The organism is Salaquimonas pukyongi (assembly GCF_001953055.1).
In the GTDB taxonomy this organism is placed as follows: Bacteria; Pseudomonadota; Alphaproteobacteria; order Rhizobiales; family Rhizobiaceae; genus Salaquimonas; species Salaquimonas pukyongi.
The window spans coordinates 2238467-2250175 of sequence record NZ_CP019044.1 but is presented as its reverse complement, the minus strand read 5'-3'; the positions used below and the strand labels follow the sequence as shown (position 1 = coordinate 2250175).

12 protein-coding genes are annotated in these 11709 nt (G+C 59.1%); 5 read left to right on the top strand and 7 right to left on the bottom strand.

The window, feature by feature from the left end:
- Positions 1 to 79: 79 nt before the first annotated feature.
- The 5 genes from BVL55_RS10785 to BVL55_RS10765 are packed head-to-tail and all read left to right on the top strand — an operon-like array spanning position 80 to position 4223.
- Entirely contained in the window at positions 80 to 1144 is a 1065-nt protein-coding gene (locus BVL55_RS10785) for an ABC transporter ATP-binding protein (protein WP_075998080.1), read from the top strand.
- A gap of 2 nt (positions 1145 to 1146) precedes the next feature.
- Positions 1147 to 2223, top strand: a complete 1077-nt coding sequence (locus tag BVL55_RS10780) for an ABC transporter ATP-binding protein (RefSeq protein ID WP_075996905.1) — start codon at positions 1147 to 1149, stop codon at positions 2221 to 2223.
- Complete coding sequence (locus BVL55_RS10775) at positions 2220 to 3086, top strand: carbohydrate ABC transporter permease (RefSeq protein WP_075996904.1); 867 nt, start codon at positions 2220 to 2222, stop codon at positions 3084 to 3086. Before BVL55_RS10780 ends, BVL55_RS10775 begins: the two co-directional genes overlap by 4 nt.
- On the top strand, positions 3083 to 3883 hold the full coding sequence (locus BVL55_RS10770; RefSeq protein WP_075996903.1) for a carbohydrate ABC transporter permease: 801 nt from the start codon (positions 3083 to 3085) through the stop codon (positions 3881 to 3883). The genes BVL55_RS10775 and BVL55_RS10770 overlap by 4 nt, the downstream gene beginning before the upstream one ends.
- A gap of 16 nt (positions 3884 to 3899) precedes the next feature.
- On the top strand, positions 3900 to 4223 hold the full coding sequence (locus BVL55_RS10765) for a DUF2160 domain-containing protein (RefSeq protein WP_244530488.1): 324 nt from the start codon (positions 3900 to 3902) through the stop codon (positions 4221 to 4223).
- A 2-nt stretch (positions 4224 to 4225) separates the two neighbouring features.
- On the opposite strand, the gene BVL55_RS10760 is transcribed toward BVL55_RS10765, so the two are convergent.
- The 7 genes from BVL55_RS10760 to BVL55_RS10730 form a co-directional block, all read right to left on the bottom strand.
- The gene (locus BVL55_RS10760; RefSeq protein WP_075996902.1) at positions 4226 to 5107 is read right to left on the bottom strand and encodes an MBL fold metallo-hydrolase; all 882 of its coding nucleotides are present in this window, start codon (positions 5105 to 5107) and stop codon (positions 4226 to 4228) included.
- Positions 5108 to 5222: 115 nt separating this feature from the next.
- A complete protein-coding gene (locus tag BVL55_RS10755; protein WP_075996901.1) occupies positions 5223 to 6497 on the bottom strand; it encodes an amidohydrolase family protein in 1275 nt (424 codons plus the stop codon).
- A complete protein-coding gene (locus BVL55_RS10750) occupies positions 6494 to 7435 on the bottom strand; it encodes an ABC transporter permease (RefSeq protein WP_075996900.1) in 942 nt (313 codons plus the stop codon). The genes BVL55_RS10755 and BVL55_RS10750 overlap by 4 nt, the downstream gene beginning before the upstream one ends.
- A 3-nt stretch (positions 7436 to 7438) precedes the next feature.
- Positions 7439 to 8488 (bottom strand): ABC transporter permease, encoded by a 1050-nt coding sequence (locus BVL55_RS10745; protein WP_075996899.1) that lies wholly within the window; start codon positions 8486 to 8488, stop codon positions 7439 to 7441.
- Entirely contained in the window at positions 8478 to 10055 is a 1578-nt protein-coding gene (locus tag BVL55_RS10740; RefSeq protein WP_075996898.1) for an ABC transporter ATP-binding protein, read from the bottom strand. Before BVL55_RS10740 ends, BVL55_RS10745 begins: the two co-directional genes overlap by 11 nt.
- On the bottom strand, positions 10055 to 11086 hold the full coding sequence (locus BVL55_RS10735; RefSeq protein ID WP_075996897.1) for a BMP family protein: 1032 nt from the start codon (positions 11084 to 11086) through the stop codon (positions 10055 to 10057). Before BVL55_RS10735 ends, BVL55_RS10740 begins: the two co-directional genes overlap by 1 nt.
- 178 nt (positions 11087 to 11264) lie before the next feature.
- Positions 11265 to 11708 (bottom strand): DMT family transporter, encoded by a 444-nt coding sequence (locus BVL55_RS10730; protein ID WP_075996896.1) that lies wholly within the window; start codon positions 11706 to 11708, stop codon positions 11265 to 11267.
- Position 11709: the final 1 nt, after the last annotated feature.

Here is an 11709-nt window from a genome sequence, read left to right as displayed (position 1 = left end):
GTCGTGTACTTCAACGGTGGAAACCATCTACCCAGAGGGTAAACTGTCTGCAACCATCGTGGACACAGGGATTTGCAACGTGCTGGAACTGAAGGAAGTCACCAAAAGGGTCGGCGCTGATATTCATATCCATCCGACCAGCCTTGTCTTCGAACCCGGCTGCTTCAATACATTGCTGGGAACGACTCTGGCAGGCAAAACCACGCTCATGCAGCTTATGGCAGGGCTCGAACGGCCGACATCCGGCAGCGTTCATTTCAACGGCCAGGACGTAACCGGCATGCCGGTTCAAAAGCGCAACGTCTCCATGGTCTATCAGCAGTTCATCAACTACCCCAACATGTCGGTCTTCGACAACATTGCCTCGCCCTTGCGGGTCTCCGGTATTGCAAGGCAGGAGATCGTCCGCAGGGTGGAAGAAATGGCGGAACTGATGAAGATATCCGCCATGCTGGGCCGCAGGCCATCGGAGCTTTCCGGCGGCCAGCAGCAGCGCACGGCCATGGCGCGGGCCCTGGTCAAGGACTCCGATCTGGTGTTGCTCGATGAACCGCTGGCAAATCTCGATTTTAAATTGCGTGAGGAATTGCGCGACGAATTGCCGAAGCTTTTCGCCGAACGCAATTGTGTTGTGGTGTACGCCACCACCGAACCGGTCGAGGCGCTCCTGCTGGGCGGCAAAACCGTTGCGCTCAGCGAGGGGCGTGTTGCCGATTTTGGCGAAACCGCCGCGATATACCGCCGCCCCGGCAACCTCACCAGCGCGAAGGTTTTCTCCGAGCCGCCGATTAATACGGTAAGCGTCAGCAAGAAGAGCGGCAAGGTAGCAATCAACGATGCCATTTCATGGCCCGCGCCCAGGGCGCTTGAAGACGGCGAGTATACGGTTGCGATCCGTGCCCATCACATTCGCCCCGAACGGCTGCAAAAGCGCGCCGTGGAAATTCCCGCAAGCGTCAAGGTGGCGGAGATTTCCGGCTCGGAAACAATGATCCATTTCGATGCGTTCGGCGATGACTGGGTGTCCCTGTCACACGGCGTGCATCCCTTCGATGCCGGCGCACAGGCAAAGCTGTATGCCGATTTCTCCAGGGCCTATTATTTCAGCCGGGACGGCCAGCTTGCATATGGCGGGGAGGCCTGACGATGGCACGCATAACTCTCTCCAACCTTGGTCACAGCTACCACGCCAATCCGGCGGAAGATGATCAGTGGGCCCTGAAGCAACTTGACATCGAATGGAGCGATGGCGGTGCCTATGCATTGCTGGGACCTTCAGGCTGCGGCAAGACTACCCTGCTCAACATCATTTCGGGGCTGCTGGTGCCTTCACAGGGCCGTGTCCTGTTCGGCGATGAGGATGTAACCGAACTGCCGCCAGAAAAGCGCCATATCGCCCAGGTTTTCCAGTTTCCCGTCGTCTACGACACGATGACCGTTTACGACAATCTGGCGTTCCCTTTGCGCAATCGCGGCGTTGACGAAGCGGCCATCCGCGAGCGGGTGACCGAGATTGCCGAGATGAACGATCTGACGGCGATGCTGGACAAACGCGCTTCCGGTCTGACGGCGGACGGAAAGCAGAAAATATCCCTGGGCCGCGGCCTGGTGCGCACGGATGTCAACGCAATCCTGTTCGATGAACCGCTGACGGTCATCGATCCGCATCTTAAGTTTCTTCTGCGTTCCAAGCTGAAGGAACTGCATCAGCGTGTTGCACGCACGATGATCTACGTTACCCATGACCAGACCGAGGCACTGACCTTTGCCGACAAGGTTGTGGTCATGAACGCTGGCGAGGTCGTCCAGATCGGAACGCCCGAGGAACTGTTCGAAAAGCCCCAGCACACCTTTGTCGGCCATTTCATCGGTTCTCCGGGCATGAACGTTCTGCCTTGCGAAATCGAAAACGGCAGCGCCGTTTTTGCGGGCCGCAAGATTAAAACAGCCAACAAGACCCGTGACGGCGCCGGCCGCATGGAAATCGGCGTTCGGCCTGAACATATCGCCATCGCCAGCCAGGGCATCGATGCTGAAATCGTCAAGGTGGGGGACGCCGGCCGTTTCAGGATCGTGGAAGCGGTTGCCGGCGGTCATACGATGAAACTGCTCGCGCCGGAGGGGACCGAAATCCCCGAACGAAAAACAAAACTCAGCTTTGAAGCGGACAGGACGCGCATATACCGCAATGGCTGGCTTGTCGGCGAGGGGGGCAGGCCATGAACAAGACCGTAAACCAGAAAGCCTGGTTCCTTGTCCTGCCGGTTCTCGTTCTGGTGGCCTTCAACGCCATCGTTCCGCTGATGACGGTGGTCAACTATTCGGTTCAGGAGACATTCGGCGACAATGTCTTTTTCTGGTCCGGCATTACCTGGTTTGAAGACATTTTGAAATCGCCGCGCTTTCACGACGCCCTGGGCCGCCAGCTTTTCTTCACCTTCACGATCCTGGCGATCGAGGTGCCGCTCGGCGTTATCATCGCGCTTGCCATGCCGCGAAAGGGGGTATGGGTTTCCGTCTGCCTCGTGCTCATGGCAATGCCGCTGCTTATTCCCTGGAACGTTGTCGGCGCCATGTGGAACATCTTTGCGCTGCCGGAAATCGGCCTGATGGGCAAGGCACTCAATGCCATCGGTTTCGACTACAATTACACCCGGCAGCCGGGCGATGCGTGGTTCACGCTGATCCTCATGGATGTCTGGCACTGGACCTCGCTGGTGGTGCTGCTGGCCTATGCCGGGCTGGTGTCCATCCCCGATGCCTATTATCAGGCGGCCAAGATCGACGGCGCCTCGTCCTGGTCGATCTTCCGCTTCATCCAGCTTCCGAAGATGAAACGGGTGCTGACCATTGCCGTGCTGTTGCGTTTCATGGACTCCTTCAACATCTATACCGAACCCTCGGTGCTGACGGGCGGCGGGCCGGGCAATTCCACGACACTGCTTTCCATCGATCTGGTGAAGATCGCGCTCGGCCAGTTCGATCTGGGTCCGGCGGCGGCCATGTCGCTGATTTACTTCCTGGTCATCCTGCTGATGAGCTGGATATTCTACACGGTCATGACACGCGATGAGGAAAACCAATGAGACGGGTAGCCTGGCTGATTCCGACTGTTTACATCGTGCTGCTGATGCTGCCGATCTATTGGCTCGTTTCCATGTCGTTCAAGACGACCAACGAGATCCTCGGTTCGTTCACACTGTTTCCCCAGAGCTTCACCCTCGACAACTACCGGGTGATCTTCACTGACCCGACCTGGTATATGGGCTATGTCAATTCGCTGATTTACGTCAGCATCAACACGGTGTTATCGGTGGCGGTGGCGCTGCCGGCAGCCTATGCCTTTTCGCGCTACCGGTTCCTTGGCGACAAGCATCTCTTCTTCTGGCTGCTGACCAACCGCATGGCGCCGGCTGCCGTGTTTGCCCTGCCGTTCTTCCAGCTTTATTCGGCGATCGGGATTTTCGATACCCATCTGGCGGTGGCGCTTGCCCACACGCTCTTCAACATTCCGCTGGCAGTGTGGATTTTGGAAGGCTTCATGTCGGGCGTTCCCAAGCAGCTTGACGAAACCGCCTATATTGACGGCTATTCCTTCCCGTCTTTCTTTGTGAAAATCTTCGTTCCCACGATTTCCGCCGGGATCGGCGTTGCCGCCTTCTTCTGCTTCATGTTTTCGTGGGTGGAACTGCTGCTTGCCAAAACCCTGACGGCGGTGGTGGCCAAACCGATTGCTGCAACGATGACGAAGACGGCTTCATCATCCGGGTACGAACTGGGACTGCTGGCGGCGGCGGGAACGCTGACGATCATCCCCGGTGCCATCGTCATCTATTTTGTCCGCAACTACATTGCCAAGGGCTTTGCCCTGGGCCGGGTTTGAGGAAAGGAGTGCTGCAATGGAAAATGCCGTGATGTTTTCCCAAATGTGGTGGACCGAGCCGCTCGGAACCTGGATGGCGTGGACGCGGGCGACGGCGGCGTTTTTCCTGTTCATTGCGGCCTGTATCGCAGCCATGGGCGTTTGGGAATATTATGAGCCTGGCGGCGCGCCGAGACGGGGTGTCTTCGCTATCGATACGACCCGCGGCGACCGGCTGTTCATCTCGCTGCTGGGCAGCGCATTCATCTTCATTGCCTGGCTGTTTTTTGCCGGGCCGCCGCTCTGGTGGCCGCTTGCCATCTGCATTGTGTGGGCGATAGCGGTCTTCCGGCTGGTTTGACCCTATTCCAGTTCGATCCGGAGCCCGTCGCGGCCGAGATGAAATTCCCCGTTCCAGTGCTGCCGCACGGCCCGTTGCCAGTCTTCGTCAGTGAAATCAGGATCATCTGAGGGGATCAGGTGGTGCAGCGCGAGTGCCTTGACACTCGCCTCCTGCGCAATCCCGGCTGCATCTTCAGCCCGGCTGTGGGACTGCATCATGTGGTTCATCAACAGCTCCGGGTCACTGTTGCCAATGCGCTTCAGCAGGGCGCCCAGGGCATCCACCAGCATTGCTTCATGGATCAGCAGGTCGGCGGAAGAGGCAAACTGCGCCAGTTGCGGGAAATGGGTGGTGTCACCTGAAAAGACGACGCTGTGGCGTTTTCCGGTAAAGCGCAGGGCAAAGGTGTCGACAAGTGGCGGGTGGACATTGCGGATGGCGGCAGCTTTGAAGCTGGTCTCTTCGAGCACGGTTCCCTCATCGATCGCCTTGATCTCGACCAGATCGCGCAGATCCGGACGGCCTTCATCTTCCATGCGCAGATCGATGTCCGCCTTCATGGAAGCAAGAAATCCGTCCCAGTAGGTGTCGAGCCCCTTTGGCCCGTAGACGGTAACCGGTGTGTTCAGCCCGGCGGTCCAGGCGGTGTGGATCAGGGGTCCCAGTTCCAGATAATGATCGGAATGAAGATGGGTGATGAAGATCAGAGAAAGATCGCGCAACTGCATTTGCTGGCCGGTAAGGCCGCGGGTAACGCCAAGGCCGCAATCGACAACGATCTTGCGACCGTCGAGGCACAGCAGGCTTGAGGTTGGCATGGTCGAGCCGGGCCGGATGGCAGGCCCTCCCTTGGTGCCCAGGAGGGCAACCCAGGTTTCGTCAGATTGCCTGTGGTCTGTCATGCGCAATGCTCCGGCTTTGTGAGGCTTCAAGCGGTAGCAGGATGAGCAGTTTCGGGCCAGACGTACAAGCAGATGCAGGCAGGTTTTTCAAACGGATGTGTGCCTTGCCGGTAGCTTACACGCGCCGCTTTACGGAAGCTGGCCTGCCTTCAACGGAAAGGGCGGTCTCATCTGCCTGGTGGCGGGCGATCACCTTGCCGCCTGCTACAACGAACAGGCGCGGTGCACGCAGGCGGACGGCTTCAATCGTATTGCCCGCATCAAGTACCACAAGATCGGCCTTGCAGCCCTTTTCAAGGCCGTAGTCTTCAAGACCCATAATGGCAGCGCTTTGGCTGGTCACCATCGCATAGCAGCGCTGCATGTCCGAAGGGCTTGTCATTTGCCCCACATGCAGGCCCATGAAGGCGACATCGAGCATGTCGGCGGTGCCGAGCGAATACCAGGGGTCGAGAACGCAGTCCTGGCCGAAACCGACGCGGATGCCATGGGCGAGCATTTCCGGTACGCGGGTCATGCCCCGGCGCTTTGGATAGGTGTCGTGGCGGCCCTGAAGGGTGATGTTGATGAGCGGGTTGGGTATGGCTGCCACTTGTGCTTCCGCCATCAGCGGCAGCAGTTTGGAAACATAGTAATTGTCCATGGAATGCATGGAGGTCAGGTGCGAGCCGGCGACGCGGCCATGCAGGCCAAGACGCTGGGTTTCATAGGCAAGCTGCTCAATGTGGCGGGACATGGGATCGTCAGTCTCGTCGCAATGCATGTCGACCATCAGCCCGCGTTCTGCCGCGATTTCGCAAAGTTCGCTCACCGAACGCCTGCCGTCTGCCATGGTGCGCTCGAAATGGGGAATGCCGCCCACCACGTCGACGCCCATGTCGAGGGCCTTCAGGGTGCAATCGCGGGCTGCAGGAGAGCGGTAAAAACCGTCCTGGGGAAAGGCCACCAGCTGCAGGGTGATGTAGTCTTTTACCTTGTCACGAACAGATAGCAGGGCGCGCACGCCCTTCAGCCCGTCCTCGTCCGAGGTGTCCACATGGCTGCGAATGGCAAGAAGGCCCATGGCAGCCGCCCAGTCGCAATAGGCAAGGGCCCGCCGTTCGATCTCCTCCTCGCTTTGCAGCGGTTTTAGTTCGCCCCAAAGCGAAATGCCTTCCAGAAGCGTGCCCGAGGCATTGATGCGCGGATTGCCGTAGGAAAGCGTCGCATCCATGTGGAAATGCGGATCGACAAAGGGCGGGGAGACCAGATTGCCGGAGATATCCAGGGTCTCTGCAGCGTCAGAGGCGATCGACTTTCCGGCCGCAGCGATGCGGCCATCCTTGATGGCGATGTCGGCAACGGAACCATCGGGCAGTGTGCCGCCCTTCAGCAGCAGGTCGAAACTCATCGCTCGCCTTTCTGGTAGGGGATCATCAGGGCCTTGGGATAGGTGGCGCGGCGGGCAACGACAATCAGCGCCAGGATCGAGAGCACATAGGGAAGCATGAGGAATACCTGATAGGGCACGATGCCGCCGGTAACCTGCTGGAGGCGGATTTGATAGGCATCGAAAGCGGCAAACAGGATGGCGCCAATCAGTGCCTTGCCCGGCCGCCAGGAGCCGAAGACGACAAGCGCGATGCAGATCCAGCCGCGTCCGTTGATCATCTCGAAGAAAAACGAATTGAAGGCCGACATGGTCAGGAAGGCACCGCCAATTGCCATCAGGGCGGAGCCGGCGGCAACCGCCCCCATGCGGATGGCGGTTACGCTGATGCCCTGAGCTTCTACTGCCGACGGGTTCTCGCCGGCGGCGCGGACGGCCAGCCCGACGGGCGTGCGGTAAAGGATCCAGGCAACCAGCGCCACGGTGATGAAGGCCAGATAGGTCAGGGGTGTCTGGTTGAACAGGGCCGGTCCGATGATGGGGATTTCCGACAGGCCGGGCACGGCAAAGGGTTCGAACGGCTCGATCTTGGGGGGCGAGGTGACTTCGGGCAGCAGCAGTCGATAGGTGAAATAGGTCATGCTGGTCGCCAGCAGGGTGATGCCGATGCCGGTAACATGCTGCGACAGGCCAAGCGGCACGGTCAGAAAGCCGTGCAACAGACCGAACATTGCGCCGGCAAGTGCGGCGGCAGCAACGCCGAACCACAGTCCGCCGCCGGCATAGACGGCAAACCAGCCGGCAAAGGCACCGACCGTCATGATGCCTTCGATGCCCAGGTTCAAAACGCCCGCGCGCTCGCAGATGAGTTCGCCCATGGTGGCAAAGATCAGCGGCGAGGCGATGCGGACGGCAGCGACCCAGAAGGAGGCGGTAAGCAGGATTTCAAAGGCTTCCAAGACTTACCTCCAACGGATGCGATAGCGTGACAGCATGATTGCCGTCACCATGGTGAGCAGGGCGGTCGCCACCATGACCTGGGCGATGTAACTGGGAACGCCGGTGGCGCGGCTCATGGCATCTGCGCCGACGAAAATGCCCGCGATGAAGATTGCAGAGGCAACCACGCCGAGGGGATTGAGCATAGCAAGCATGGCAACGACGATGCCGGTGTAGCCAAAGCCCGGGGAAAGATCGAGGGTGAGATTGCCCTTCAGGCCGGCGACTTCCGAATAACCGGCAAGGGCCGCCAGTCCGCCCGAAAGCAGCGCTGTCTTCATGAGCACCTTGCGAACGGGAATGCCGGCAAATCCGGCGGCCTTCGGATTGTGTCCGACGGCGCGCATTTCATAGCCCAGGATCGACTTTTTCATGATGAACCAGGTTGCGAAGGCAGCAACCAGTGCCAGCACAAAGCCGTAATGCAGGCGTTTTCCGGTAATCAGTCTTGGCAGCTGGGCTTCTGCGACAACCCGTTTCGATTGCGGCCAGCCAAGGCCCATCGGGTCTTTGAGAACGCCTTCAAGCAGCATGGAAACAAACAGCAGGACAATGAAGTTCAACAGCAGCGTTGTGACCACCTCGTCAACGCCGAAGCGGATTTTCAGGAAGGCGGGACCAAGCAAGAGCAGCGCGCCGCCGAGCATGACCGATGCAATGATCACTGGTGCCATGATGACGGCAGGCAGATCAATCGCTCCGGTGCCAAGCACAACGGTAACCACCGCGCCGATATAGAGCTGCGCTTCAGCGCCGATGTTCCACAACTTGGCGCGAAACGCGACGGCAACAGCAAGCCCGGTGAAAATGAGGGGGGTTGCACGGGTCAGGGTTTCGATCAGCGCAAACTGCGATCCGGCCGCTCCCTTGAACACGAGATAGAAGACGTTGAAGGGGGAGGCGCCGGCCAGCATGACCAGAAAAGAGGCAATGACAAGCGTGGCGGCGACGGCGCCTGCCGGGTACAAAATGGCCTGCGCAAGGCCCGGCGCTTTCTTCGCTTCAAGCCGCATTGGCTTCGTCCTCCACATGATCCTGGCGGTCTGCAAAGCCGTGCCCGGCCATCAGTTCTCCCAGTTCGCGAACCGTCAGTTCGCCGCGATTGGTCGGTTCGGACAGGCGGCCCCTGGAGATAACGGCAATTCGGTCGGAAAGCGCCCGGACCTCGTCAAGGTCTTCGGAGATCAACAAGATGGCCGCCCCCCGGTCCCGTGCCTCGATGAGCCGCTTGTGCACATAGGAGACGGCGCCGATATCCAGGCCGCGCGTTGGCTGATTGGCCAGAATGATGCCGGGATCGCCATCCAGTGCGCGGCCCAGGATCAGTTTCTGCATGTTGCCGCCGGAAAGCAGCCGTGCGCGGATATCCGGAGAGGGACATCTGACGTCATAGTCGCGGATGATTTCCTCGGCAAAGGCGCGCCCGGCCTTCATGTCGAGAATGCCGTAACGGGCAAAGCGCTTCGATGCATAGGTTTCGGAAATCACGTTCTCGACGATGTTCATGTCGTCGATCATGCCGATCGCATGGCGGTCTTCGGGAATGCGTCCGATGTTTTGCGCCAGGGCGATGCGCGGCGACCACTTGCGAATGGGTATGCCGTCAATGATGATCTCGCCTTTTTCAGGGATTTCCCTTCCCTCAATGATGGCCGACAGGGTGGCCTGGCCATTGCCGGAAACCCCGGCAAGCCCGGTTATCTCGCCCGCTTTCAGGTCCAGGCTGACGTTCTGCAGGGCCGGGCGGCCAGGTTTGTGAAGGGTGGTTATGCCGGAAAGCCGGAACACTGCCTTGCCGGGTGTGCCGGAAGTAAATTCGGTCTCTTCCACCTCATCGCCAACCATGAGTGCGGCAAGATCAGACCGGTCAGATTCCGCCGTGATAAGCGTGCCGGCGAGTTTTCCGCCGCGCAGCACGAGAATGCGATCGCTGACCGCCAGCACTTCGTGCAGCTTGTGGGAAATGAAAATGATCGAAAGACCATTGTCCACCAGCTTTTTGAGGGTTTTGAACAGTGCATCGGTTTCGCTCGGCGTCAGGACGGCGGTTGGTTCGTCCAGAATGAGAACGCGCACATCGCGGTAGAGTGCCTTCAGAATTTCCACGCGCTGGCGTTCGCCGACCGAAAGGTCACTGACCAGGGCGGCAGTGTCGACTTCCAGGCCGAAATCAGTGGAGAGTTTTTCGATTTTTTCCCGGGCAGCGCGGCGCTGCTGGCCGGGGGCAAACAGGCTTTCGGTGCCAAGAATGATGTTTTCCAGAACGGTGAGCTGGTCGGCCAGGGTGAAATGCTGGTGCACCATGCCGATACCGGCCTGAAGGGCGGCAGCCGGATCTCCCGGTGGCAGCGGATTTCCAAACGCCTCCACCGTCCCACTATCGGCCACGTAGTGCCCGAACAGGATGTTCATCAGCGTTGTCTTGCCGGCTCCGTTCTCGCCGAGCAGGGCGACGATCTCGCCTTTCGACAATTCGAAGGAGATGCCGTCATTTGCGACAAGATCGCCGAATGCGATGGTTATGCCGTCGAGGCGGAGAACGGTCTCCGCCCCGGCGGGGAGCTTGGCGTTGCGGCCCATTAACTGGACTTCGGCTCTTCATCGTTGATTTCGACCACAAAGCTGCCGTCCTTGATGGCTGCTTCGCGCTCTGCAACAAGCTTCATGGCGTCTTCGGGAACCTTGCCTTCAAACGTTCCCAGCGGAGCCAGCGAACAGCCGCCTTCCTTCATGAAGGAATAGACGCCGTAATCATCGGCCTTGAACGAGCCATCGCGAACCTTGCTGATGGCGGTATCAAGTGTCGGTTCGAAATGCCAAATGGCGGAGGCAACCACGGTTTCGGGGTAGTCGGCCTGGGTGTCGATGACATTGCCTACAGACAGGATGCCACGCTCCTTGGCGGCATCTGAAACGCCGAAACGCTCCGCATAAAGAAGGTCGGCGCCGGCATCGATCTGTGCAAACGCGGTTTCCTTGGCTTTGGGCGGGTCAAACCACGAGCCGATAAAGGCCACCTGAAACTTGATGTCCGGCTTCATCTCGCGGGCACCGGCCATGAAGGCATGCATGAGGCGGTTGACTTCGGGGATCGGAAATCCGCCGACCATTCCGATATTGCCGGTCTTTGTCATGGCGCCGGCAATGATGCCGGAAAGATAGGAGGCATCCTGAATGTAGTTGTCGAAAACGGCAAAGTTGGGCGTATCGTCCATCGGCTTGAAGGATGAACCCATCAAAAACGCCTGATCGGGATAATCCCTTGCCACCTGACGGGCGGCCTCTTCCACGGCAAAAACCTCGCCGATGACGAGATCATGGCCGGCTTCCGAATACTCCCGCATCACGCGTTCATAATCGTTGTTGGAGGTGCTTTCGGAAAACACATATTCGATATCGCCGCGCTCGACCGCCACGTTGGCAGCCTTGTGGATACGGCTGACCCATTGCTGCTCGACCGGCACCGTATAAATGGCGGCGACCTTCAAAGCGGCAGCCCTGGCACGGCCGACAATGCCCGGCATGGCCAGCACGGCTGAAGCCGCCGCCGTGGTTTGCAGCAGTGTGCGCCGTGAGACGCCGCCCGGCATTTTGATGGTTGATTTCTTCATTTTCTCTCTCCCTGATTTAGCTTGAACGTTCATGGGTGGTGGTGAAGCGTGCTAAATTTTGACCGGATGGTAAAATATTTTAATGACGGTGGCAATCGCCTAATGCAGCGATACACAGGCTGATGATCACAACCGCAATCGGCAACAAGATTCGCGGCCCTGTCCTGGCGGCAAGCCGTTAGATGCGGGAAAGGAGCACGCCGGCGGCCACCAGAAACACTGCAAGGACACGCTGCCAGTTGATGGAATTGACGCCAAGCCCGAAGGCGCCGGAGGCATCAAGGGCGAGGGCGGCGGTCAACTGGCCTGCAATCAGCGCAGCGACCAGGCTCAATGCGCCGATCTTGTGCACATTGGTGAGTGCTGCCCAGACATAGAAAGCTCCCAGCAGCCCGCCGGTCCACATCCACCAGGGAATGGCGCGCATCGTTCCGGTGCTTGGCAGGCCGTAATTTGAAAAGAGGATCAATGCCAGAGCGATGGTTCCCACCAGAAAAGAAACGGTCGCCGCAAAGATGCCATTGCCTCCCGCCTGGGCAAGAAGCCCGTTGATCGGCGTTTGAACGGCGACGGCCATGCCGGCAAGAAACACGAGAAAAAGGGCGGGCAGGTTTTGAAACATG